Here is a 24,155-nt window from a genome sequence, read left to right as displayed (position 1 = left end):
TGGATGGAGAAGCCATCCAGGGCCAATCCGAGGAAGGTGGACTGATTCAGATGGCGCAGTGGACCTCGGCCGTGGGGGCGGCGCAGCTCGCCCGGCTCCTCAAGTCCCAGCAGGAGCGCCCGGCGGGGCCCGGCACGCGCCGCCCGCCCGCCTATCGGGCGCTCGCCGACGGCATCCGTCTGCTGGTGCTGGAAGGGCGGGTCCCGGTGGCCGCCCGGCTGCCCGCCGAGCGGGAACTCGCGCTCTCCCTCTCCGTCAGCCGTACGACGGTCGCCGCCGCCTACGAGGCGCTGCGGGGCGAGGGTTTCCTGGAGTCGCGGCGGGGCGCGGGCAGTTGGACCGCCGTACCCGCCGGGGCCCCGGTGCCCGCGCGCGGCCTGGAACCGCTGCCGCCCGAGGCCCTGGGCTCGATGATCGACCTGGGCTGCGCGGCGCTTCCCGCCCCCGAGCCGTGGCTGACCCGGGCGGTCCAGGGCGCGCTGGAGGAACTGCCGCCGTACGCGCACACGCACGGCGACTATCCCGCCGGGCTGCCCGCGCTGCGGTCGATGATCGCCGAGCGCTACACCGAGCGCGGGATCCCGACCATGCCCGAGCAGATCATGGTGACGACCGGGGCGATGGGCGCCATCGACGCCATCTGCCATCTCTTCGGCGGGCGCGGCGAGCGCATCGCCGTCGAGTCGCCCTCGTACGCCAACATCCTCCAGCTGATGCGGGAGGCCGGGGCCCGGCTCGTGCCCGTCGCGATGGCCGAGGGGCTCACCGGGTGGGACATGGACCGCTGGCGGCAGGTCCTGCGGGACGCCGCGCCGCGGATCGCGTACGTCGTCGCCGACTTCCACAACCCGACCGGGGCGCTCGCCGACGAGGACCAGCGGCGGCGGCTCGTGGACGCGGCGCGGTCCGCGGGGACCGTGCTGATCGCCGACGAGACGATGAGCGAGCTGTGGCTCGATCCGGAGGTGCGGATGCCGCGGCCGGTGTGCGCGTTCGACCCGGCGGGTTCGACCGTGATCACGGTCGGGTCGGCCAGCAAGGCGTTCTGGGCCGGGATGCGCATCGGCTGGGTGCGGGCCGCACCGGACGTGATCCGCAGCCTGGTCGCCGCGCGGGCGTACGCCGACCTCGGTACGCCGGTGCTGGAGCAGCTGGCCGTCAACTGGCTGTTCGGCACGGGGGGTTGGGAGCAGGCCGTGGAGGTGCGGCGGGAGCAGGCCCGGTCGAACCGGGACGAGCTGGTGGCCGCCGTGCGGCGGGAGCTGCCCGGGTGGGAGTTCGAGGTGCCGCAGGGCGGGCTGACGCTGTGGGTGCGGACCGGGGGGCTGTCCGGGTCGCGGATCGCGGAGGCGGGGGAGCGGGTCGGGGTGCGGGTGCCGTCCGGGCCTCGGTTCGGGGTCGACGGGGCGTTCGAGGGGTACGTGCGGTTGCCGTTCACCGTGGGTGGGGCGGTGGCCGAGGAGGCGGCGGTGCGACTCGCCGCGGCGGCCGGGCTGGTGGAATCCGGTGGGGTCGGCGGTACGGAGTCGCCGCGTACGTTCGTGGCGTAGTGCTGGGCGGCTGGGCTGGGGCGGGGTGGTTACTCTCGTCCCACCACCGATCTTGACCACAGGGGAGCAGACCCTGCGTACCACCACCGTGACGGCCGACGGTGACCAGATCCGCTGGGTGGAGCTGCCGGGCCAGGAGCCGTCTCGTGTGTACGTACACGGTCTGGGGGCGACGTCGCCGGCCTACTTCGCCGAGGTTGCGGTCCACCCGCTGCTGCGCGGCCACCGTTCGCTGCTGATCGACTTGCTCGGGCACGGAATCAGCGACCGGCCGACCGGTTTCGACTACACCTTGGAATCAGACGCCGATGCCCTCGCCGCGGCCCTGGTGTCCGCGGGCGTCAGCGATGCCGAGCTGATCGCGCACAGCATGGGCGGCTCTGTGGCCATCGTCCTGGCCTCCCGCCACCCCCACCTGGTCTCCCGCCCGGTCCTGGTCGACCTCAACCTCGACCCGATCCCGCACGCACCCGGTTCCAGCGGCAGCAGCGGCATCACCGCCTACTCCGAGCAGGAGTTCCTGGCGGGCGGCTGGGAAGAAGTCCGCGACCGGGTCGGCCCTCACTGGTGGTCGACGATGCGCCTGGCCGGCCGGGAAGCCCTGCACCGCAGCGCCACCCATCTCGTCCGCGGGACCGTTCCCACCATGCGCGAACTCCTGCTGGAGCTGAAGATCCCCCGCACGTACCTGCTGCCCGAGGCCGACGGTCCGCTCCCGGGCACCGACGCACTCACCGAAGCCGGGGTGTCCGTGGTACGGGTCCCGGACTGCGGGCACAACATCATGCTGGACAACCCGCAAGCCTTCGTACGCGCCACCGCGGCGGCGCTCGCCGACCCGGGCCGGCCCTAGCGGCACGCGAGCAAGCTCACCAGACCGCCTAGGCGCGCTCCGCTTCCTTCGGCTTCGTCAGGACCGGGACCGGGTCGGGGAGCGGCTCCTTGGTCAGGGCCGGGACCGGGTCCGGCATGGGTTCCTCGGACTCGGACAGGACCGCCGGGTCGGCCTGCTGCTCCGGCGGCTCTGCCGACGCCGGCACCGGCTCCGGTTCCTGAACCGTCGGCTGTGGGTCCGGGTCCGGGACCGTCTCCCCGTCCGCCGGTGTCGTCCGGGGCGGGAGGAGGGCCAGGACCGCCTCGCGGTGGGCGTCGGGCGTCGCGTCGTCGTAGGGGTTGGGCGTGGCCGGGACCTGGAGGCGGTGGACCGGGCCCGTGCCCAGGCGGGCGTAGCCGCGGCCGGGTGGGACCTGGTCGACGGGGGTGGTGTGCGGGGGCGCGCCCAGGACCGACTCGAGTTGGTCCGCCGTGGCCCGGCCGAGGACCACGCGCGCGCGGGTGTGCCGGCGTACTGGTTCGCCGAGGGCGTCCAGGCAGTCCAGCTGGTCGGCCACGACCACCGTCACGTTCGCCGGGCGGCCGTGCCGGAGCGGGACCTGGAGGAGGGACTGCGGGTCCTTGCGGTCGTCCGCGGCGGCCAGATGGGTGAACGCGCTGGGGCGGTCCAGGAGGATCCACAGCGGCCGCTTGGTGTCGTCGGGCGGCGGATGGCCGGCCTGGTGGGCGCGGTTGGCGGCGATGAGGCGGCGCTCCGTCTCGGTCGCGGCCCACTCCAGGCTGGCCAGGGCGCCGGTCAGGCCGCACTCGACGGCCAGCACGCCGTCCCGGCCGGTCAGGCAGGCGTACTCGCCGGTGCCGCCGCCGTCGACGATCACCACGTCGCCGTGCTGGAGGGCCTGGAGGGCGATCGACCGCAGAAGCGTGGACGTGCCGCTGCCCGGCTGGCCGAGGGCGAGCAGATGGGGCTCGGTCGAGCGCAGGCCGGTGCGCCACACGACCGGGGGCACGTCCCGCTGCTGCTCGCCGTAGGTGAGGGGGAGGGTGCGCCGGACCTCGGTCGGGTCCGTGAAGCCGAGGACGGTCTCGCCGGGAGCGGTGACGAAACGCTGGGCGGCGATGTCGACGGGGAGCGGCAGGAGGACGCTGAGCGTCAACTGGTTGCCTTCCTCGTCCCACGTGAAGTGGTATTCGCGGCCCCGGCCCGACTTGGCCGCGAGGAGATGCTCGATCCGGGCACGGGCCTCGGCCTCGCCGTCGGTGAAGTACGCCGGGTAGCGGACCACCAGGTGCGAGATCCGGCCGCCGCCGTCGAACGCGTAGGTGGGGAAGGCCTTGTCCCAGGCGCCGCCGTGCGCGTACAGCGGCTCGGGGTCCTCGGCCGTGGAGAAGTACGGCACGAGCGCCTCGTACAGCGACTTCAGGCGCTGGGCCTGGGTCTCGTCGGGCCCGTCGGGCGACGCCGGGGCGCGGTCCCGGCCCTGCCAGGCCGCCGCCGCCATCAGGGTGATGGCGGCGAGCAGCGGCCCGTACGGCACCAGCGCCACGACCAGGATCACGGAGGCCACCAGGAACAGCAGCGCCCCCCGTCGCTCCTTGGGGGTCTCGGTCCATCTGCGCCGCCCGGCCGCTGCCAGCCGGCGCAGACCGCGCGCGATCGTGATCAGTGGGTGGAGGACGTCGGTGGCGCTGTCGGCGGCCGTCCGGGCCAGCTCCCGGCTCCGGGCGAGCTGCGCGCCGCCGTTGCTCAGAATGCGGGGGAGGGGGCGCCGGGCCACTGCTGTCTCCAGTCGGTGCGTACGGGCGGGATGCGTCCGAGGAGCGGGGTCGTCAGAACCTGATCCCGCCCAGGAGGCTCGCCAGGCTCTCGCCGCCCGCCTTGATGCTCGGGGCGATGGCCGTGCTCGCCAGGTAGAAGCCGAACAGCATGGCGACCACGGCGTGCGAGGCCTTCAGTCCGTCCTTGCGGAGGAAGATGAAGACGACGATGCCGAGCAGGACCACGCCTGAGATGGAGAGGATCATTTGAGATCTCCTGGTTCGCGGGGACAGTCACCATGAGTACTTCCAGGCTCACAGCATGTATCCATACGATAAAAGGTGCAACTGGGTGAAATTCGGACTATTTTCCCTGCAGTGATCTTTACCTCGGGCACATCGGGTCATGTGCCGCGCGAGCCAGTACCCTGGCGATTCACCCGTACGGCTGCGGCACGCGCAGGCGTACGCACCCGACGCTGCGCACTGGAGAGGCGGTCCGTCCGATGACCGAAGTCCCCGACCCCGAGGTCGTGGAGCTGGCGACCAAGATCTTCGATCTGGCCCGGCGGGGACAGACCGAGGCCCTCGTGGCGTACGTCGACGCGGGTGTTCCGGCCAACCTCACCAACGACCGCGGCGACTCGCTCGTGATGCTCGCCGCCTACCACGGCCACTCCGACGCGGTGCGCGCGCTGCTCGCCCGCGGCGCCGAGGGCGACCGGGTGAACGACCGAGGCCAGACCCCGCTCGCGGGAGCGGCGTTCAAGGGCGAGACGGAGGTCGTCAAGGCCCTCCTGGAGGGCGGCGCCGACCCGTCCGCCGGCACGCCCTCGGCCGTCGACACCGCCCGGATGTTCGGCCGGACGGAACTGCTCGAACTGTTCGGCGAGCACTGAGCCGAGCAGTCTGACCTGGAACGACTAACAAAACGGGGGAGGCGGTAAAGGGCCGCCGAAATTTCGGTCGCGGCAGGTGTAAGTGCCGAGTCATCATGACGACGTGGTTCACGGACGTGATGGTTGGGCAGGTGTTGCCGCACCGCGCGGGCCGTGACGCGGTCCGCAAGGGCCACCGACGAGAGGCAGAGGAAGATGGTCTACAGCAAGCAGGAAACGGCGGGCACTCCGACGTGTCGTCACGCGGCCAGGTAGTACACGTCCCCGGTTGCGTCGACGCTTGATGTGAGGCTGTTTCCCATGTTCGATCCGGTCATAGCGCCCAGCGGTACGCTGCTCGGCCTGCTCCAGCGGGGCCGCGGCGACGGCACACTGCACGCGCTCACCGCCCCGCGCCCCGAGGCGCTCGCGGCGTTGAACCACTGCGTGCTGCGCGATCCCCGCCACGACTGGCAGGTGGAGAACCGCTCCCTCTACTACGCCCGCCTCTACCTCGACCTGAACGGCGAGCTGGACGAGATCGAGGCCCATCTCTTCGACGCCGAGGACATCCTCGACACGGACGAGTCGCGCACCGGCCTCGCCCTCGCCGTCCTAGGGCACCTCGCCTCCTACGGCAGGCGGGACGCGCTCGAACTGCTGCGCAGGTACGCCGCCCACGGCTCCAACTGGGCCTGGGCCCTCGACGAGCTCGCCCTCAGGGACGACGACGCGGGCCTGCGCGCCCTCGCCGCGCCCGTCCTCGCGCGCTTCCCGGCCGATCCGGAGGGCGACGCCGAGCTGGCCGCCGTCGTCCGCGACGCCTTCGAGCCCCGGCCGTGGCGGCTGTGGGCGGAGGACCCGCGCGAATCGGTCGCCACGCGCGTGCGTGCCGCCCATGAATCCGGCTGTTTCGACCGCTGGCAGCGGCAGATGCGACCCACCGGGCCCCGCCCCGGGTGGAGCGTGCAGGCCGTCTTCGCATGGGCCCAGCAGGGCATCGAGCGGGGCGCGGCACTCCATGTCCCGGCCGCCCGCTGCCTCACGGCCGTGGCGGGGCCCGAGGACCGGGCCGAGATCGTCCAGGCCGCCAAGGACGGCACCGACGGGGCGCGGTGCACGGCCCTGCGCTACCTCGCCGACGGCAACGATCCCGACGCCCTCGGCCTGATCGAGGACGCCGTGGCCACCGGCTCGACGCTCGTCGTGGACGCCGCCGTCGACGCCTTCGAACGCATGCGCTCCCTCGCCGCCATCGACCGGGCCCGCGGCTGGGCCCGGCGGCCGGACGCGCTGGGCGCCGCCGCCGGACGCCTCCTCGCCTGCCGGGGCGGAACGCAGGACCGCGACCTGGTCCTCGCGGCGCTACGGGAGGCCGTACGGGGCGAAGGCCCCGACGCACCGACCCTGTGGACGCTCGTCGACGGCACCGGACGGCTCGGCATCGCCTGCGCCGCACCCGTGCTCCGCCACGTCTACCGTGAGACCGCCTCCTCCCATCTGCGCGGCCGGGCCGCCCGGGCCCTCGCCGCCACCGACCCCTCCTTCGCCACCGGCTTCGCCGTCGAGTGCCTGTGGGACTGCGAGGAGACCACCCGGGAACTCGCCGCCCGGCATGCCGAGACCGGCGACACCCGCGTCGTCGAGCGCTTGCGCCGGCTCGCCGCCGACCCGGCCGAGGAGGCCGAGGTGCAGACGGCCGTACGCAGCCGGATCGGTCCCGAGGAGACCGCAGTGTGACCCCTTGCGCGAGAACACCAGGGCGGAATCAGGCCGCGCAGGTGAACATGGGGTGACTCGCGGGTCAGGAGGGCATGTACACCGCCTGGCCTGCGCGGGTGCGCCTCAGAACGCTCATAGGACGTTCCTCGTCCGGAAAGATCCACGTTGACGCGCCCACGTCCGGCACGGCGACAACTCGGGTATGCGTGTCGTCATCGTGACCGAATCCTTTCCCCCCGACGTGAACGGCGTGGCCCACTGCGCGCTCCAGACCGCCCGGCACCTCGTCGAGCGCGGTCACGACCCCGTCGTCGTCGCCCCGGCCCCCGCACCCGGGAACAAGCTGCACGCCGCCCAGGCGCCGTGCCCCGTCGTCCATGTCCCCTCCCTCCCGCTCCCCGGCTACCCCCAGGTCCGCGTCGCCCTGCCCAGCCGGCGCCTGGCCGCCACCCTCATCGAGCACCGCCCCGATGTCGTCCACCTGGCCAGCCCCTTCGTCCTCGGCGTGCGCGGCATGGCAGCCGCCGCCCGGCTCGGCATCCCCGCCGTCGCCGTCTACCAGACCGACCTGGCCGGATACGCCCGCACCTACATGGGCGCCGGAGAGGCCGCCGCCTGGCGGCGCATCCGCTCCGTCCACGGCGCCGCCGACCTCACCCTCGCCCCGTCCAGCGCCTCGCTGCACGACCTGGAGACGCACGGCGTGCCCCGGGTCAAGCTGTGGCAGCGCGGCGTGGACACCGAACGGTTCCGGCCCGACCGCCGCGACGAGGCCCTGCGCCGCGAACTCGCCCCGAACGGAGAGCTGATCGTCGGCTACGTCGGCCGGCTCGCCCCCGAGAAGCAGGTCGAACTCCTCGCCGGTGTCTGCGGCCTGGAGGGCGTCCGGGTCGTGGTCGTCGGCGACGGCCCCAGCCGGCCCGGCCTGGAGCAGGCGCTGCCCGGCGCCGTCTTCCTCGGCCGGCGCACCGGTGACGACCTCGCCCGGGTCTTCGCCTCGTTCGACGTCTTCGCGCACACGGGCCCCTTCGAGACCTTCTGCCAGACGGTCCAGGAGGCCATGGCCAGCGGCCTGCCCGTCGTGGCGCCCGCCGCGGGCGGACCGCTGGACCTGGTCGCGCACGGGCACACCGGGCTGCTGGTGCCGCCGCGCGACGCGACCGCCGTCCGGGACGCGGTGCGCGCCCTGGCCGCCGACCCCGGGCTGCGGACCGCCTTCGGCGCCGCCGGGCGGGCCACCGTCGAGGGCCGCACCTGGGCGGCCGTCGGCGACCAGCTGATCGGGCACTACGCGAACGTGCTCGCCGGGCGCAGGACGGCGGTGGCGGCATGAGTGACTCCCGTGCGGGCGGCAGCAGCCGCCAGTCGCTGCGGATCGTCCGGCTCGCCAACTTCGTCGCGCCCGCGTCCGGCGGGCTGCGCACCGCGCTGCGCGAACTCGGCAAGGGCTTCAAGGCGGCGGGCCATGAGCCCGTCCTCGTGATCCCCGGCGAGCGGATGACCGACCAGGAGACCGAGCAGGGACGGGTGATCACCCTGCCCGGGCCGCTGCTGCCCGGCACCGGCGGCTACCGCGTCCTCGCCGACAAGCGGCGGGTGGCCCGGCTGCTGGAGGAGCTGGCGCCGGACCGGCTGGAGGTGTCCGACCGGACGACCCTCAGGTGGACCGGCAAGTGGGCGCGGCGCGCCCGGGTCCCGGCCGTGATGGTCTCCCACGAGACCGCCGACGGCGTGCTGCGCACCTGGGGCCTGCCCGAGGGGGCCGCCCGGCGGGCCGCGGACGCCCTCAACGTGCGTACGGCCCACACCTACGCGCGCGTGGTGTGCACGACCGAGTTCGCCGAGCGGGAGTTCGTGCGGATCGGGGCACGCAACGTCGTCCGGGCCCCGCTCGGCGTCGACCTGGTGCAGCGGCACCCCGCCCTGCACGACCCGGAGGTGCGGGCGCGGCACGCGCGCGTGGACGAGACGCTGCTCGTGATGTGCTCGCGGCTGTCCGTGGAGAAGCGGCCCGGTACGGCGCTGGACGCCCTGGAGGCGCTGCGGCGGCGCGGACGGCGGGCGGTGCTGGTGGTGGCCGGGGACGGTCCGCTGCGCGCCCGGCTCGAACAGCGGGCCCGCGAGAGCGGCCTGCCGGTCACCTTCCTCGGGCACGTCTCCGACCGCGGGCTGCTCGGCGCTCTGCAGGCGTCCGCCGACGTGGCGGTGGCGCCCGGGCCCGCCGAGACCTTCGGGCTCGCCGCGCTGGAGTCCATGGCGTGCGGCACGCCCGTGGTGGCGAGCGCGTCGTCCGCGCTGCCGGAGGTGATCGGCTCCGCCGGAGCCGTCGCCGCGGACCACGGGGACGCCTTCGCGGACGCCGTGGACCTGCTGCTGGAACGCCCGGAGGCGGACCGGCGCGAGGCGGCACGCGCGCGTGCGGAGTGCTTCGGCTGGAACGCGGCGGTCGACGCCTTCCTCGCCGCGCATGACGCGGCCGTCCCCGTGCGTCCGTACGTGCCCGGAGGCGTGGCATGAGACCCGCGCGGTGCGAGGGGCCCGGGCGCTTCGACGGGCCCCCGAGGTTCGTGGCCCTCGGCGACTCGCTGACCGAGGGCGTGGGCGACCCCGTCGGTGACGGGTGGCGCGGCTGGGCCGCGCTGCTCGCCGCCGGGCTCACCGAGGGGCCTGCGCGTTTCACCAACCTGGCGGTGAGCGGATCGCAGACCCGGGACGTGCTGGAGCGGCAGCTCCCCGCCGCGCTGGAGCTGCGGCCCGACCTCGTGTCCGTCGTCATCGGCGTCAACGACACCCTGCGCTGCACCTTCGACATCCAGGCCGTGGCCGCCCGGCTCGACCGGGTGTACGCGGCCTTCACCGAGCGGGGCGCGGTCCTGCTCACCGCCTGCCTGCCCGACCCGGGCGCGATGCTCGGCCTGCCGGGGGCCCTGGCCCACCCCCTGGCCCGGCGGCAACGGGCCGTGAACACCGTGGTGCACGCCCTGTCCGACCGGTACGGGGCCCTGCACCTGCACGCCTGTGAGGGCGACTGGATCACCGACCGCGCCCTGTGGAGCGCGGACCGGCTCCACCCCGGAGAGCGCGGGCACCGGCAGCTGGCCCTGCGCTTCCACGCACTGCTCGCCGAGCACGGCCTCGCGACCGGGCCCGCGCCCTCGCCCGAGCCGGAGTTCCCCGCCCCGACCAGGACGGCGAGCCTGTGGTGGCTGGCCACGGCCGGTACCGGCTGGGTGGCCCGCCGGTGCACCGACCTGCTGCCCCAGCTCCTGACCCTCGCCGCCGACGAACTCCGGCACCGCGCCCGGGGCACGAGCGCCCGGCTCGACCTGAGGGCCTCCGCGGCGGTGTCGGCGGCCCTCGCCGCGCTCTCGGTGGCGGAACAACCGGACGCGGCCTGACAGGGGCAGAGCCCGCTGTCTGTTCGGTCAGCACACCCGGAGGCGCCGCACCGCCACGAAACGCACCGGTGTGCCGGGAACCGCCTGGGCGGCGGCCGGGAGGTCGGCGGCGCGGACCACCGCGATCACCGGATAGCCCCCGGTGGTCGGATGGTCGGCCAGGAACACCACCGGCCTGCCGTCGGGCGGAACCTGGACGGCTCCCAGCACCATGCCCTCGCTGGGCAGTTCCCCGGCCTGGGCCCGCTCCAGGGCGGGTCCCTCCGTGCGCAGGCCGATGCGGTTGCTCGCGGCGGACACCCGGTAGGTGCCCGAGAGGAAGGCGCGTATGGCCTCCGGCGTGAACCAGCCGTCGCGCGGGCCGAGCGTGACCCGCAGGACCAGCTCGGCCGGTGGCGCCGGCTGCGGGGCGACGTCCACGCGCGCGTGCACGCCGGTCGGCCGGCCCAGCGGCAGCACCGTGCCGTCCGTCAGAGGGGGCGGGCCGAGCCCCGACAGCAGGTCGGTCGAGCGGCTGCCGAGCACGGGCTCGACGGCGATCCCCCCGGAGACACCCACGTAGGCGCGGACGCCCGACACGGCGGGCCCGACGTCCAACAGCGCCCCGGCGGGCACGCGCACCGGCGCGCCCCAGGCCACGGGCCGTCCGTCCACCGTGACCCGGCAGGGCGCGCCCGCCACCGCCACGGTGACGGCCGATCGGGGCCGCACGGCACAGCCGTTGAGGGTCGTCTCCAGCACGGCCGTCCCGGACGGGTTGCCGGCCAGCCGGTTGACGAGGTCCGCGGCCGGCCCGTCCAGCGCCCCGGAGCGGGGCACCCCGAGGTGGGCGTGCCCGGGGCGGCCCCGGTCCTGCACGGTGGTCAGGGCGCCGGACCGTACGACGACGAGCGCGCGATCCGTCATGGGCCCGCCTCGGGGACGAACCGCACGCGCGTGCCCGGCGACAACAGCGCCGCCGGCACGCGCGCGTGGTCCCACAGCACGGCGTCCGTCGTGCCGATCAGCTGCCAGCCCCCCGGCGAGGAGCGCGGGTACACGCCCGTGTACGGGCCCGCCAGCGCCACCGACCCCGCCGGGACGGCCGTGCGCGGGGTGCCCCGGCGCGGGACGTCGTAGCGCGGCGGCAGGCCGGTGAGGTAGCCGAAGCCGGGCGCGAAGCCGCAGAAGGCGACCCGGAACTCGGTCTCGGTGTGGATGCGGGCGACCTCCCGCTCCGGCACGCCCCAGTGCGCGGCGACGTCGGCCAGGTCCGGGCCGTCGTAGCGCACCGGGATCTCGACCACCTCACGCGCGCGTGGCGGGACGGGCGGCAGCTCGGTGGCGGTCAGTTCGGCGGCCAGCCGCGCGGGGGAGTCGAGCCCGTCGAGGAGGACCGTGCGGGCCGCGGGGACGATCTCGCGGACCGACAGCGAGCCCTCCGCGCGGCGGCGCAGCAGCTCCGCGTGCAGGGCCTGGGCCTCGTCGCCCGAGGAGACCTCGACGAGCAGCGCGTCCTCGCCGACGGGCAGCACCTTCATGCGAAGGCCTCCACCCGGATCCCCGACGTCTCCAGCCGCTCCCGCACGCGGCGCGCCAGCTCCACCGCGCCGGGCGTGTCGCCGTGCAGGCACAGGGAACGCGCCCGGACCCCGATCCGCGCCCCCGAGTGGGAGGTGACCTCGCCGGAGCGGGCCAGGCTCAGGGAACGCTCCACTACGGCCTCCGGGTCGGTGACCACGGCGCCCTCCTGGGAGCGGGGTACGAGGGTGCCCGCGTCGGTGTAGGCGCGGTCCGCGAACGCCTCCGTGACGACCGGCAGACCGGCCTTCCCGGCCAGCTCCAGCAGGCGCGAGCCGGGCAGGCCCAGCACAGGCAGCGCGGCGTCCGCGAGGAGCACGCCGTCGACGACCGCGGCGGCCTGCTCCTCGTCGTGCACGACCCGGTTGTAGAGCGCGCCGTGCGGTTTGACGTAGGCCACGCGGGCGCCCGCCGCGCGCGCGAACACCTCCAGGGCGCCGATCTGGTAGGCCACCTCGGCCGCCAGCTCGGCGGGCGGCACGTCCATCGCGCGCCGCCCGAACCCGGCCAGGTCCCGGTAGGACACCTGGGCGCCGATCCGGACCCCGCGCGCGGCCGCCAGCTCGCACACCCGGCGCATGGTGGCCGCGTCCCCGGCGTGGAAGCCGCACGCCACGTTGGCGCTGGTGACGACGGACAGCAGCCGTTCGTCGTCGGTGAGCCGCCAGCGGCCGAAGCCCTCGCCGAGGTCGGCGTTCAGGTCGATCGAGGTCACGAGTCGGGTCTCCTGTCAGGCCACGCGGTACTGCTCGTCGCGGGCGTCGGTGAGGAACATCTGCCCCGGTGCGTGGGTGAGGGCGAACGGCGGACGCGAGGCCATCACGGCCGCCTGCGGGGTCACCCCGCAGGCCCAGAACACCGGGATGTCGTCCGGCTCGGCGTCCACCGCGTCGCCGAAGTCGGGGCGGCCGAGGTCGTCGATGCCGAGCCCGGACGGATCGCCGCAGTGTACGGGGCTGCCGTGCACCGCCGGCAGCAGACTGCTCTCCCGGATCGCCGCCGCCAGCTGCCGGGGCGGCACCGGCCGCATCGACACCACCAACGGTCCGTGCAGCCGCCCCGCCGGACGGCACTGCCGGCTCGTCACGTACATCGGGACGTTGCGGCCCTGCTCGAGATGGCGGATCGGCACGCCCGCCTCGCCCAGCGCCCACTCGAACGTGAAGCTGCACCCGATCAGGAACGACACCAGGTCGTCCCGCCAGTGGGCGCGCACGTCCGTCGGCTCGTCCACCAGCTCGCCGTCCCGCCACACCCGGTAGCGCGGCAGGTCCGTGCGCAGATCAGCGCCCTGAGCGAGCACGGTGGTCCAGGAACCGGCGTCCGTGACGTCGAGGACCGGGCACGGCTTGGGGTTGCGCTGGCAGAACAGCAGCATGTCGTAGGCCCAGTCGGCGGGCACCGAGATCAGGTTGACCTGGGTGTGGCCCGCCGCGACCCCGGCCGTGGGGCCGGTCAGTCCTGCGCGGAAGCGGGCCCGGGCCGATTCCGGGCTCCACGCGCGCGCGTGCTCGTCGACGAGGACCACGGGACGGTCCCCGGTCCCGGTGCTCGTACCGTTCACCGTGCTCGTACGGTTCACGTCAGCTCCTTCCCGCGCGTCTCCGGCAGCCCCAGCAGGGCCAGCGAGCGCGCCGCCCACGCCCCAGCTGTCCGCCAGGAAACCGACCGTCGTCGGGAACACGGCACCCACCGCGCGCCCGGTGTTGTACGTGAAGCCCTGCCCCGTGCCGCGCACCGCCGTCGGGTACAGCTCGCTCAGGTAGGAGCCGAAGCCGCTGAAGATCGCCGACATGCAGAACCCGAGCGGGAAACCGAGCACCAGGACCAGGGTGTTGGCGCCGCTCGGGATGTTCGCGTACGCCAGGATGCAGATCGCCGAGAGCAGGGCGAAGAGCCAGATGTTGCGCCGCCGGCCCAGCTTGTCGGTGAGGTAGCCGCCGGTCAGATAGCCGATGAAGGCGCCCGAGATGAGGAACGTCAGATAGCCGCCGGTGCCGACGACCGACAGGTCGCGCTCGGACTTCAGGTACGTCGGCACCCAGGTGGCCAGGGTGTAGTAGCCGCCCTGGACACCGGTCGACAGCAGTCCGGCGAAGAGCGTGATCCGGAACAGGCCGGGCTTGAAGATGGCCTTGAACGAGCCCTTCTCCGCGCTCTGTTCACGAGCGGCCGCCGCCTCGGGCGCGTCGTGCACACTGCGCCGCAGCCAGATGACGAGCAGTGCGGGCAGCGCCCCGGTCCAGAACATGATGCGCCAGGCCAGATCGTCGCCGGCGATCGAGAAGACGAACGTGTACACGATCACGGCGAGGCCCCAGCCCACGGCCCAGGAGCTCTGGATCACACCGAGCGTACGGCCTCGGTGCTTGGCGCTCGCGTACTCGGCGACCAGGATCGCGCCGACCGCCCACTCGCCGCCGAAACCGAGGCCCTGGAGGGCGCGGAAGACCAGCAGCGTCTCGTAGTTGGGCGCGAAACCGCAGGCGACGGTGAAGACCGCGTACGTGATCACCGTGAGCATCAGCGCCTTCACACGGCCGATGCGGTCCGCGAGGACGCCCGCGAGGGCGCCGCCGATCGCGGAGACCACCAGCGTGACCGTCGTGAACAGGCCGGTCTGGCCGCTGTTCAGGCCGAAGTACGCCGACAGCGCGACCATGCTCAGCGGCAGCGTGAAGTAGTCGTACGAGTCCAGGGCATAGCCGCCGAAGGCACCCGCGAACGCGCGGCGGCCGCGCGGGCCCAGGGCCCGCAGCCAGCCGAACGCCCCGTCGCCGGCGGTGCGTTCGGCTGCCGCGGGGGGCGTGTCATCGGTGAGGGCCTGGGGTGGAGGGGTTGTGCTCATCTGCACCTCGCAGAGGGAGGACGGAGGGTGCTTCAGGGAGCCGTGCCGTGCGGAGTTGGCCGGCGCCGCGGTGAGGGAGGCGGCGCCGTGCGTAGCACCGTAGAGGATTGTTCAACGATCCCTCAATACCCACGTTGTTTCGTTCTTGTTTTCTGCGATTGAATTCCGGCATGGCAGAGCAGCTGAAGGACCTCGCCGACGACCGGGCTCTCCTGGGGCGCACCAGTACCGCGGAACGGGTCTCGGACATCCTCAGGAGCCGGATCGCCGAGGGCTACTTCCCGCCCGGCACCCGCCTGTCGGAGGACAGCATCGGCGGGGCGCTCGGCGTCTCCCGCAACACGCTGCGCGAGGCGTTCCGGCTGCTCACGCACGAACGCCTGCTCGTCCACGAGCTGAACCGGGGCGTCTTCGTCCGCGTGCTGACCGTGGAGGACGTCGAGGACATCTACCGCACCCGGCGGCTCGTGGAGTGCGCCGTGGTCCGCGGCCTGGGGGAGCCGCCGTACGACCTCGACGGGCTCGCCGGTGCGGTGGAGGAAGGGCGGCGTGCGGCCCGCGAAGGCGACTGGAAGGGAGTGGGTACGGCCAACATCCACTTCCACCGGGAGTTGGTGGCGCTGGCCGGGAGCGAGCGTACGGCGGAGCTGATGCGCAGTGTCTTCGCCGAACTGCGCCTCGCGTTCCACGTGGTGGACGAGCCGCAGCGGCTGCACGAACCCTATATCGCGCGAAATGTCGCCATACTCCAGGCTCTTCAGGACGGGGACCGCGAGCAGGCCGAGAGCCTGCTCGCCGGTTACCTCGACGACTCGCTGGAGCGGGTCGTGGAGGTGTACCGCCGTCGCGTCGGTGACGACGGCTGAGGGCCGGGCGGCGGGAGAGGCGCACCGCGTCGTTTGGGTCGATGTCAGACCCAGGACCTAGTCTGTGCACCGTGACTTCGCCTGCATCGACGGACAGCGTTCCGCCCCAGCTCAGCGCGGGGCCGCGCCCCGCCCCGGGGCCGGCCGCCGACGAGGGCCTGGCGCGGCGCCTGCGCGCGCTCGCCTGCACCGCGCCGCTGCACGACCTGGACGCGCGCAAGGCCAACCTCGCCGGCGAGTACTCGGTGTACGGCATGGCGGAGGTGGCCCTCGCGGCCATCGACCTCGTCACGCTGAACATGGACTTCGACACGGGCGCGGACTACGACCAGATCGTCGCCCGGCTCATCCCGCGCATCGCCGCCCAGGCCCCGCAGCGGCCCGCCGCCGAGCACGAGCGGGTGGCCCGCTGGGTCCTGGAGAACCTGATCAACGTCGGCAGCGTCGACCGCGGCTTCCGCGCGGTGTACGGCACCTTCGGGGCGGACGGCAGCTATGTGCGCCGCGACTACGACTTCAAGCTGATCGAGGAGGTCCCCGGCCCCGGCGGCACGGTCTACCTCCGTACGACGGACGAGGCGGTCAACGTCCTCGTCGGCGCCCTCGACACGGACGTCACCAGCGCGCAGATCGCCGCCGAGGTCAAGCTAGAGGTGCTGATCAGCCGCGGCCGGCTCGCCGACGCCCAGCTCGCGGCCGAACAGGCCCGCTACCGCACCGTGCAGTACTCGGAGACCTTGCGCAGGGCCCTGGACGCGACCCGGCGCAATGTCCGCGCGGTGGACTGGCTCACCGCGGTGCCCGACATGATCGCCGAGGCCCTGGAGCACGTGGCCGACCGCTACCGCCACGAGAACGCGATCCTCACGAACATCCGCAAGGCGCGCGACGAGTCCGAGGACCCCGAGCACAAGCGGCGTGCCGCCGAGCTGGTCGACATCGTCAAGGACTGCATCCGCCGGCACACGCAGCTGCAGTCCCGGCTGCTGGAGGCCGGACCGCTGTTCCGCGCCGAGCAGGACCGGCAGGCCTTCGCCACGCCCATGACGACGTCGGGGATCGACCTGTACGGGCATCTCGTCTCGCCCGTCCTGCCGCTGCCGCTGGAGCAGGCCGTGCGGGTCACGGACGCGTTCTTCGGACGCGGCACCGGGTTGCGCACGCCGGTGTCCGTCCGGGTCGGGGACCTCGTCGACATACTGCTGACGCCGCCGGTGGAGCGGGAGCATCTGGGTGCGGAGATGCCCGAGCCGGATCTCATCGCCACGCCCGACGACAGCCGGTTCAGCGAGGAGCAGATGGCGGCCGCGCAGGAGCTGCTCGACCTGCCGGCGGATGCGCCGCGCCGGTTGTCCGGGTTGCTGGCCGAGGCCCGGCGGCAGGATCCCGAGCTGCCGTATCTGGTGGCCCTGCTGGCGGTGCATGCGGCGAGTCCGCCGGTCGGTACGGCCTATCGCCAGGGCGAGCAGAAGCTGCTGTTCGCCGTGGACGACGGGACGGAGCTGGACGATCCGGAGTTCGGCGGGGCGGACCTGATCGTCGGCACCGCGCTGCTGGACGCGGCGGGGATGGCGGCGGACCGGACGGAAGCGGCATGAGTCAGTACGAGTGGCACAAGGAGTCCCGACCGTGAGCGAGCACGTCGAGTGGAGTGATCCGGAGGCGACGGCCCCCGCGGCCACCGCCGCCGTCACCCCCGCCGACGCCGCCGACGCGGCGCGGCTCGTGTCCTTCGGGCTGCAGCCCAAGCTGCAGCCCGCCCGCGACCAGGAGTACGCGGACCTGCTGCGGCGCTACCGCGAGGACCCGTCCTTCGCCCGGCTCGCCGACGCCGTGGCGACCGGGCTGGGGCTGATCGTGCTGGAGGTGTCCCCGCGCGCGGGCATGGCCGTGACCGCCGCCGAGGACTCGGTGTTCGCCGTCCGCATGGGGGACTACGCGCGTCGCACGTCCGCCGACGGCGGCGACCGCTTCCTGCACGGACTCGCCCATCTCGCCGTCGCCGCCATGGCGTTCCCGCGCCCCGAGGACCTCGCCGACGACGGCTACATCGGCCGCGTCACGGTCAACGGCGTCGACGCCTTCGTCCGCCAGGCCTGCCGCCGCCTGGAGGAGCGCGCCGCCGAGCAGGGCGAGAACACCGACCCGGCGACCGACGCACCCGGCCTGGAGGCCGCCTGGCGGATCTGGGTCCGGCGCAGCGCGACGGGCGCCACCAAGGACGCGCGCCGGCTGGCCGGTTCGACCACCGGCATCGTCGCCAAGGCCGTCGCGTTCCTCACCGACTCCGGCTTCCTCCAGCGCACCGGCGACGACAACGGCGGCACGTACCGCACTACCGCCCGCTACCAGCTCCAGGTCCGCGACATGGCAGGCAGCGCCGCCCTGGCCGAACTGCTGGAACTGGGCGTCGTCCCGGTCACCGACGGCACGCCGACGCTGCTGCCCCCCGAGGAGAGCGACGACCTGGACCTGGTCGCCGACGCCGGGCTGCCGTTCCACTCCTCCTGAACTCCCCCCACCTGACGAAGACTTACGAGAGTCCGCCATGTACGAGCTGTCCCGCGTCCGCCTCTACTCCATCGGGCCCGCCGGTGCGCGCTACGCCGACACCGTGCTCGACCTGCGGGGCGTGGGCGACATCGTGCCCGACCCCGCGCCCACGCAGGCGGAGTTCTTCGAGGAGGAGCCCGTCGGCCCGCCGCGCCGGCCCGCGCCCGCCGGCGTGCTCTTCCTGGAGAACGGCGGCGGCAAGTCGGTGCTGCTCAAGCTGATCTTCTCCGTGATGCTGCCGGGCCACCGGAACACCCTCGGCGGCGCCAGCTCCGGCGTGCTGCGCAAGTTCCTGCTCGCCGACGACTGCGGACATGTGGCACTGGAGTGGCAGCACGTACTGACCGGCGAGTGCGTCGTCGTCGGCAAGGTCAGCGAGTGGCGCGGGCGGCAGGTCTCCAACGACCCGCGGAAGTTCGCCGAGGCCTGGTACTCCTTCCGGCCCGGGCCGGGACTGAGCCTCGACAACCTCCCGGTGGCCGAGTCCACCGCCGTACGGGCCCCGGTCGAGGGCCAGTCGGGGGCGCGCGGGCGGCGGCGCACCATGAAGGGCTTCCGCGACGCCCTCACCGAGGCGGGCAGGACCTACCCGCACCTGGAGGTGCACTGGGAGGAGATCCACGACCGCTGGATCGAGCACCTGGGCGACCTCGGCCTCGACCCCGAACTCTTCCGCTACCAGCGCGAGATGAACGCCGACGAAGGCGAGGCCGCCGGCCTCTTCGCGGTCAAGAAGGACGCCGACTTCACCGACCTGCTGCTGCGCGCCGTCACCGACACGCGTGACACCGACGGGCTCGCCGACCTGGTCAGCGGCTTCGGCAACAAGCTGGGCCGGCGCGCCGAGCTGATCGCCGAGCGCGACTTCACCGCCGGGTCGGTCGACCTGCTCGGCCGGATCGTCGAGGCCGCCGAGGCCCGCTCACGCGCGCGTGACATCCACGCCGGAGCCGAGCGCCGTACCCGGACCCTGGCCCGCAGGCTGTCCGCACGCGGCGCCCAGGAGCGGGTCCGGGCCGCCGACCTGGCCCAGCGGGTCACCGCCGCCGCGTACGCCGTCACGCACGCCGAGGCGGCCCGCGAGCGCAGCGCGCTCATCTCCGCCGAACTCGCCTACCGGCACGCCTCGCTGGCCCTCGCCGCCGCCGAGAAGTCCGCCGCCGCGCAGAAGCGTGAACTCGCCGACGCCCGCACGCTGTACTCGGCGTGGCAGGCCGCCGAAGCCGTGCTGCGCCACCGCGCCGCCGCCGACCGCGTCGCCCGGGTGTCCGCCGCGATCCAGGAGGCCGAGCGGGACGCCGCCCCCGCGCTGGCCGCCCGCGCCAAGGCCGCCGTCGACCTCGTACGGGCCCTGCACGCCGCCGCGGAGAAGGCGGAGAGCCACGCCAACGAGGAGGAGGAGCGGTCCGCCGCCCTCCAAGAGGTCAGCGACGCGGCCTACCGGGACTCCACCGCCGCCGCCACACAGGCGCAGCGGGCCCGCAGCGAGGTCGGACACCTCAAGCAGCGCCTCGCCGAGGTCGAGCAGGAGACCGCCGAGGCGGTCCGGGCCGGCTGGCTCGACGACAGCGCGCCGGACGCCGACCCGGCCCGCGCGGCCCTCGCCGCCAGCGACGCCGAGAAGACCGCCGTCGCGGCCTGGGACTCCGCCCGCGAGGCGTCCCGCCGGGCCACGGAGCACGCGCGCGAGGCCGCCGCCACCGAGACCCGGGCGGAACTGACCGCGGCCCGCGCGGCGGACGCGGCGACGGCGGCGGAGCGGTCGTACGAGGCCGAGCGCCGCACCGCCGAGGCCCTCGCGGCCGAGGAGCGGCTGGCGGAACTGCTCAGCCTGACCTCGGAGACCCGCCCGGGCATTCCGCAGCCCCGCCAGGGCACGGACCGCGAGCAGCCCGCCCCGTCCGGGTCGAGCGAGCAGGGGCTCACCCCCGCGGAACTCGACCGCTTCGCCGACGACCTGCGCGAGCTGCTCGACGACGCCGTCTCCTCCGCCGAGCGGCAGCTGTTCGAGCTGCGTACGGCCGCCGCCGACGACGCCCGCATCCTCGGCGCGCTCGGTGACGGCGGGCTGCTGCCGCCCGGCCCGGACGTGCTGGCCACGGTCGAGTTCCTCGGCGAGCACGGCATCCCGGCGCTGCCCGGCTGGCGCTATCTCGCCCAGGCCGTCGACCCGGCCGACCACGCGCGCGTGCTGGCCGCCCGGCCCGAACTCGTCGACGGCGTGATCATCACCGACCCGGACTCCCACGCCCGCGCCCGGGAGGCGCTGGGCGACGCGGCGCTGCTGCCGCGCTCCGCCGTGGCCGTCGGCACCGCCGCCGCGCTGCTCGCCCCGACCCCCGCGCCGGACACCGACAGCGGCGAGGTGTTCCTCGTGCCGCCGAACCCGGCCATGCACGACGAGCACGCCGCCGACGAGGAGCGGCAGGCGCTGCGCGCCCGGGCGACCGAGCGGGACGAGGAGATCCGCACGCTCGCCGCCCGCCTCGGCAAGGACCGGGAGCTGGCCGCCCGGCTCGCCTCCTGGCGCACCGGCTGCCCGGCCGGCCGACTGGCCGAGCTCGCGCAGGCGGCGCACGACACCCGCGTGTTCGCCGAGGAGTCGGAAGCCGAGCTGGCCGAGGCGCGCACCGTCCGGGCCGAGGCCGACGAGGCCGCCGCCGAGGCCGCACGCGTCCGGGACGAGCGGCAGGAGGCCGCCCAGAAGGCCCGCCGCTCCGCCGACGCCCTCGCCGGACTCGCCTTCCGGCTGCGCGAGCGGGCCGGCTGGCAGGTCAAGCTGCGCGAACTGGCCGACGAGGCGGCCGAGGCCGAGGCGAGCGCCCAGGCCTGCCTGGAGCGGGCCCGGGCCGCCGACGAGGACCGGCGGGCCGCCCAGCGCGCTGCCGACGACGCCCGCCGCACCGCCCGCGCCCTGCGCGCCGAGCGCTCCGAGATCGCGGGCGCCCCCGACGACGTACCCGAGGACGACGCCCAGACCCCGAAGGCCTCCCTGCCTGCCCTGCGCGAGGCCTACCGGGCGGCATCACAGCTGTACGAGAAGGTCGGCGTCGGCGCCGACCTGCGCGCCGAGCAGGCCCGCGCGGAGAGCGACGAGAGCGCGGCCCGCGCGGAGCTGGACCGGCTGAGCAACAAGGTCCGCACGCGCGCGGAGCAGCTCCTCGAATCCCCCGACGGATCGGACGGGCCCAGCCGCCAGGCCGCCGCCGCCCGTGCCGAGGAGCTGGTGCAGCTCCTGGAGACCCGTATGTCGAGCGCGAGCGAGCAGCTCGGCCGGCTGCGTGGCGAGGCGGAACGGCACGCGCCCGAGGACGGCGAGGCCCACACCGACCTCCCCGAGGAGCTCCGGCCGCGCGACGCCGAGCACGCGCAGACCCTGCTGCGCACCGCCACGGCCGAACTCGCCTCCCACACGGAGGCGCTGAACCAGGCCAGGGAGGCGCACGCCGAACTCCTCGACGCCCACCGCGCCGCCGAGGACGCCGCGAGCGGCTTCGACGAGATCGCCGCCATGCTCCGCGACCTGCTGCGCGAACACGGCACCGAGGAAGAGCAGGAGGAGACGGAGCCGTACCCCGGCAGCCCCGAGGAGGCCCGGCAGTCCGCCGCCGAGGCCCGCCGCTCCCTGCGCGGCTGCGCCGCCGACCTGTCCGCCGCCGAGGCCGCGGTCCGCGAGGCCAGCGACATCCTCGTCCGGCACGCCAACTCCACGCGCTACGAGCAGGTCCGCACCCCGGCCCGGCAGCAGATCCGCGAACTGCCCGCGTCCGCGCTGCCCGAGCACGCCCAGAAGTGGGCGGACGCCTTCGCGCCCCGCCTGCGGGTCCTCACCGACGAACTGGAGCAGCTGGAGCGCAACCGCGACTCGATCGTGGACCGGCTGCGCGGACTGGTCGAATCGGCCCTGGCCACCCTGCGCTCCGCCCAGCGGCTCTCCCGGCTGCCCGAGGGCCTCGGCGAGTGGTCGGGGCAGGAGTTCCTGCGCATCCGCTTCGAGGAGCCCGACCAGGCCACGCTCACCGAACGGCTGGGCGAGGTCATCGACGAGGCGACCCGGGCCGCCGTGAAGAAGAACTCCGACCTGCGCCGCGACGGCATGTCCCTGCTGCTGCGGGGCGTCGCCGCGGCCCTCCAGCCCAAGGGCGTCGCCGTCGAGATCCTCAAGCCCGACGCGGTACTGCGTGCCGAGCGCGTCCCCGTCGGGCAGATGGGCGACGTCTTCTCCGGCGGCCAGCTCCTCACCGCGGCCATCGCCCTGTACTGCACGATGGCCGCGCTGCGCTCGAACGACCGCGGCCGCGACAAGCACCGGCACGCCGGCACGCTGTTCCTCGACAACCCCATCGGCCGCGCCAACGCCACGTACCTGCTGGAACTCCAGCGGGCGGTGTCGGACGCCCTGGGCGTCCAGCTCCTGTACACCACGGGCCTGTTCGACACCACCGCGCTGGCCGAGTTCCCCCTGGTCATCCGCATGCGCAACGACGCCGACCTCAGGGCCGGCCTGAAGTACATCAGCGTCGAGGAACACCTCCGCCCGGGCCTGCCGCAGCAGCCCCAGGCGGGAGAGGCGGTCCACAGCGAGATCACGGCGACCAGGATGTACAAACGCCCGGTGTCCTAGGCTCGGGTGTCCTCCCGCAGGAGATCCGCGCACTTCTCGCCGATCATCATGGTCGTGATGCAGGGGTTGACGGTCACAAGGTCGGGCATGACCGACCCGTCTGCGAGCCGCAACCCCTCCACCCCCTTCACGCGCAACCGCGCGTCCAAGGGGGCCGAAGGATCGTCGTCCGCACCCATCTTCACCGTGCAGGACGGGTGATAGACGGTGTTGTGCGTCTTGTGGATGTAGTCGAGCAGTTCCTCGTCGGTCCGGACGTCCGGACCGGGGGCCAGCTCCGCGCCCGCCCACCCGCTCAACGCGGGCTGTTCCGCGATCCGGCGCGCCAGTTTCAGCCCGTACGTCATCACCCGCACATCGTGCTCGTGCGTGAAGTACCGCGGATCGACCCTCGGTTTGTCCCGGTAGTCCCGGGTCCGCAACCGCACCGTCCCCCGCGACCTCGCCCGCGTCACGTTGGGTGTGAGGCAGAACGCGTTCTCAGAGGTGGGGTAGCCGTGCCGGGCCGTGTTCATGTCGAACGGCACCGACCCGTAGTGGAACATCAGGTCCGGCCGGTCGAGCCCCGGCTCGGTGTCGTAGAAGATGCCCGCCTCCCACCACTGGCTGGACGTGGTGGTCATGGGCTGCCGGGCCTCCCACATGATCACGCCCTCGGGATGGTCCTGGAGGTTCTCCCCGACACCCGGGGCGTCGACGACGACCTCCACACCCGCCTCCCGCAGGTGCCCGGCCGGGCCGATGCCCGACAGCATCAGCAGCTTCGGCGAGTCGATCGCCCCGCACGATACGATCACCTCGCGCCGGGCCCGTACCGTCCGGGTGTGGATCAGGTCCGGGTCGAGGTACTCGGCGCCCACGCAGCGCCGCCCGTCGAGGACCAGCTTCTTGGCGCGTACTCCCGTCCGTACCTCCAGGTTGGGCCGCTTGCCGAGGACCGGGTGCAGATAGGCGACCGAGGAGGACTGGCGGATGTTGTTCTCGTCGGCGTTGATCTGGAACCAGTTGGCGCCCCGGACCACCGTGCGGCCCGTGTTGAAGGCGACCGTGGGGATGCCCGCCTGCGCGCACGCCTCCAGCAGGGCCGTGCCGCACGGGTCGTCGCTCTTCAGCGTGCGCAGCTTCACCGGGCCGGTGCGGCCGTGGTGGTCGCCGGGCGCGTCGTTGTTCTCCAGCCGCCGGTACAGCGGGAACAGGTCGGCCGCGCTCCAGCCCGTGCAGCCCGCGGCCGCCCAGTCGTCGAGGTCCTCGGCCGGCGCCCAGAAGGCGATGCAGGAGTTGTGGGAGGAGCAGCCGCCGAGCACCTTCGCCCGCGCGTGCCGCATGAAGCTGTTGCCGCTGGCCTGCGGCTCGACGGGGTAGTCCCAGTCGTAGCCGGACTCCAGCAGCCCCATCCAGCGCTCCAGCCGCAGGACGTCGTCGTCGCCGACGTCGCTGGGGCCGGCCTCCAGCACGCACACCGTGACGGAGGGGTCCTCGGAGAGCCGGGCCGCCACCACGTTGCCCGCGGTGCCGCCGCCGACCACGACGTAGTCGAACTCATGCGTACTCATGGGCCTCCTTC

18 protein-coding genes and 1 pseudogene are annotated in these 24,155 nt (G+C 74.1%); 11 read left to right on the top strand and 8 right to left on the bottom strand.

Going from position 1 to position 24,155, the window contains the following annotated elements; genetic code table 11:
- The first annotated feature begins 50 nt into the window (after window positions 1-50).
- Both IE255_RS21035 and IE255_RS21030 read left to right on the top strand, forming a co-directional pair.
- Entirely contained in the window at window positions 51-1,550 is a 1,500-nt protein-coding gene (locus IE255_RS21035; protein ID WP_190051904.1) for an SCO1417 family PLP biosynthesis transcription factor, read from the top strand.
- Window positions 1,551-1,602: 52 nt separating this feature from the next.
- Complete coding sequence (locus IE255_RS21030) at window positions 1,603-2,403, top strand: alpha/beta fold hydrolase (RefSeq protein ID WP_372487602.1); 801 nt, start codon at window positions 1,603-1,605, stop codon at window positions 2,401-2,403.
- A 28-nt stretch (window positions 2,404-2,431) separates the two neighbouring features.
- Here the strand turns inward: IE255_RS21030 and IE255_RS21025 are convergent, their stop codons facing one another.
- Together IE255_RS21025 and IE255_RS21020 are read right to left on the bottom strand one after the other, a co-directional pair.
- Window positions 2,432-4,162, bottom strand: a complete 1,731-nt coding sequence (locus IE255_RS21025) for a hypothetical protein (protein ID WP_190051903.1) — start codon at window positions 4,160-4,162, stop codon at window positions 2,432-2,434.
- Between the two features lie 52 nt (window positions 4,163-4,214).
- A complete protein-coding gene (locus IE255_RS21020; RefSeq protein WP_190051902.1) occupies window positions 4,215-4,409 on the bottom strand; it encodes a hypothetical protein in 195 nt (64 codons plus the stop codon).
- 239 nt (window positions 4,410-4,648) lie between these two features.
- Between IE255_RS21020 and IE255_RS21015 the strand changes: the two genes are divergently transcribed.
- From IE255_RS21015 to IE255_RS20995, 5 genes are all read left to right on the top strand, one after another.
- Entirely contained in the window at window positions 4,649-5,041 is a 393-nt protein-coding gene (locus IE255_RS21015) for an ankyrin repeat domain-containing protein (protein WP_190051901.1), read from the top strand.
- 300 nt (window positions 5,042-5,341) lie between these two features.
- Entirely contained in the window at window positions 5,342-6,760 is a 1,419-nt protein-coding gene (locus tag IE255_RS21010; protein WP_190051900.1) for a HEAT repeat domain-containing protein, read from the top strand.
- 184 nt (window positions 6,761-6,944) lie between these two features.
- Entirely contained in the window at window positions 6,945-8,075 is a 1,131-nt protein-coding gene (locus IE255_RS21005; RefSeq protein ID WP_190051899.1) for a glycosyltransferase family 4 protein, read from the top strand.
- Entirely contained in the window at window positions 8,072-9,259 is a 1,188-nt protein-coding gene (locus tag IE255_RS21000; protein ID WP_190051898.1) for a glycosyltransferase, read from the top strand. Before IE255_RS21005 ends, IE255_RS21000 begins: the two co-directional genes overlap by 4 nt.
- Window positions 9,256-10,140: an SGNH/GDSL hydrolase family protein gene (locus tag IE255_RS20995; RefSeq protein WP_190051897.1), complete on the top strand. Its 885-nt coding sequence runs from the start codon at window positions 9,256-9,258 to the stop codon at window positions 10,138-10,140. The genes IE255_RS21000 and IE255_RS20995 overlap by 4 nt, the downstream gene beginning before the upstream one ends.
- A 27-nt stretch (window positions 10,141-10,167) precedes the next feature.
- On the opposite strand, the gene IE255_RS20990 is transcribed toward IE255_RS20995, so the two are convergent.
- From IE255_RS20990 to IE255_RS20970, 5 genes and pseudogenes are all read right to left on the bottom strand, one after another.
- A complete protein-coding gene (locus IE255_RS20990) occupies window positions 10,168-11,046 on the bottom strand; it encodes a 5-oxoprolinase subunit C family protein (protein WP_190051896.1) in 879 nt (292 codons plus the stop codon).
- Entirely contained in the window at window positions 11,043-11,660 is a 618-nt protein-coding gene (pxpB, locus tag IE255_RS20985; protein ID WP_190051895.1) for a 5-oxoprolinase subunit PxpB, read from the bottom strand. Before pxpB ends, IE255_RS20990 begins: the two co-directional genes overlap by 4 nt.
- Window positions 11,657-12,415: a LamB/YcsF family protein gene (locus IE255_RS20980; protein ID WP_190051894.1), complete on the bottom strand. Its 759-nt coding sequence runs from the start codon at window positions 12,413-12,415 to the stop codon at window positions 11,657-11,659. The genes pxpB and IE255_RS20980 overlap by 4 nt, the downstream gene beginning before the upstream one ends.
- Window positions 12,416-12,430: 15 nt before the next feature.
- Complete coding sequence (locus tag IE255_RS20975; protein ID WP_190052255.1) at window positions 12,431-13,264, bottom strand: putative hydro-lyase; 834 nt, start codon at window positions 13,262-13,264, stop codon at window positions 12,431-12,433.
- A gap of 14 nt (window positions 13,265-13,278) precedes the next feature.
- Window positions 13,279-14,548, bottom strand: a pseudogene (locus IE255_RS20970) (MFS transporter).
- 170 nt (window positions 14,549-14,718) lie between these two features.
- On the opposite strand from IE255_RS20970, the gene IE255_RS20965 reads away from it, so the two are divergent.
- The 4 genes from IE255_RS20965 to IE255_RS20950 all read left to right on the top strand — a co-directional run bounded on the left by IE255_RS20965 (window position 14,719) and on the right by IE255_RS20950 (window position 22,591).
- Entirely contained in the window at window positions 14,719-15,414 is a 696-nt protein-coding gene (locus IE255_RS20965; RefSeq protein ID WP_190051893.1) for a GntR family transcriptional regulator, read from the top strand.
- Window positions 15,415-15,485: 71 nt separating this feature from the next.
- Entirely contained in the window at window positions 15,486-17,012 is a 1,527-nt protein-coding gene (locus IE255_RS20960) for a hypothetical protein (protein ID WP_190051892.1), read from the top strand.
- 31 nt (window positions 17,013-17,043) lie between these two features.
- Window positions 17,044-17,925, top strand: a complete 882-nt coding sequence (locus IE255_RS20955) for a hypothetical protein (RefSeq protein WP_190051891.1) — start codon at window positions 17,044-17,046, stop codon at window positions 17,923-17,925.
- 37 nt (window positions 17,926-17,962) lie between these two features.
- A complete protein-coding gene (locus tag IE255_RS20950) occupies window positions 17,963-22,591 on the top strand; it encodes a hypothetical protein (protein ID WP_190051890.1) in 4,629 nt (1,542 codons plus the stop codon).
- Here IE255_RS20950 and IE255_RS20945 read toward each other — a convergent pair.
- Window positions 22,588-24,144 carry a GMC family oxidoreductase gene (locus IE255_RS20945; protein WP_190051889.1) on the bottom strand — a complete coding sequence of 519 codons (1,557 nt, stop codon included), beginning with the start codon at window positions 24,142-24,144 and terminating at the stop codon, window positions 22,588-22,590. The genes IE255_RS20950 and IE255_RS20945 overlap by 4 nt on opposite strands.
- Window positions 24,145-24,155 lie beyond the last annotated feature (11 nt).

This window comes from Streptomyces lomondensis (assembly GCF_014651035.1).
GTDB lineage: Bacteria > Actinomycetota > Actinomycetes > Streptomycetales > Streptomycetaceae > Streptomyces > Streptomyces lomondensis.
The sequence above is the reverse complement of the archived record's forward strand: the minus strand, read 5'-3'. Positions and strand labels throughout refer to the sequence as shown.

Excerpts from the sequence above, each read along its gene's own strand:
- IE255_RS20990 (WP_190051896.1), bottom strand. The coding sequence starts at position 11,046 with ATGACGGATCGCGCGCTCGTCGTCGTACGGTCCGGCGCCCTGACCACC.
- IE255_RS20965 (WP_190051893.1), top strand. The coding sequence starts at position 14,719 with ATGGCAGAGCAGCTGAAGGACCTCGCCGACGACCGGGCTCTCCTGGGG.
- IE255_RS20945 (WP_190051889.1), bottom strand. The coding sequence starts at position 24,144 with ATGAGTACGCATGAGTTCGACTACGTCGTGGTCGGCGGCGGCACCGCG.
- IE255_RS20995 (WP_190051897.1), top strand. The coding sequence starts at position 9,256 with ATGAGACCCGCGCGGTGCGAGGGGCCCGGGCGCTTCGACGGGCCCCCG.
- pxpB (WP_190051895.1), bottom strand. The coding sequence starts at position 11,660 with ATGAAGGTGCTGCCCGTCGGCGAGGACGCGCTGCTCGTCGAGGTCTCC.
- IE255_RS21005 (WP_190051899.1), top strand. The coding sequence starts at position 6,945 with ATGCGTGTCGTCATCGTGACCGAATCCTTTCCCCCCGACGTGAACGGC.
- IE255_RS21000 (WP_190051898.1), top strand. The coding sequence starts at position 8,072 with ATGAGTGACTCCCGTGCGGGCGGCAGCAGCCGCCAGTCGCTGCGGATC.
- IE255_RS21015 (WP_190051901.1), top strand. The coding sequence starts at position 4,649 with ATGACCGAAGTCCCCGACCCCGAGGTCGTGGAGCTGGCGACCAAGATC.
- IE255_RS21035 (WP_190051904.1), top strand. The coding sequence starts at position 51 with ATGGCGCAGTGGACCTCGGCCGTGGGGGCGGCGCAGCTCGCCCGGCTC.
- IE255_RS21010 (WP_190051900.1), top strand. The coding sequence starts at position 5,342 with ATGTTCGATCCGGTCATAGCGCCCAGCGGTACGCTGCTCGGCCTGCTC.
- IE255_RS20950 (WP_190051890.1), top strand. The coding sequence starts at position 17,963 with ATGTACGAGCTGTCCCGCGTCCGCCTCTACTCCATCGGGCCCGCCGGT.
- IE255_RS21020 (WP_190051902.1), bottom strand. The coding sequence starts at position 4,409 with ATGATCCTCTCCATCTCAGGCGTGGTCCTGCTCGGCATCGTCGTCTTC.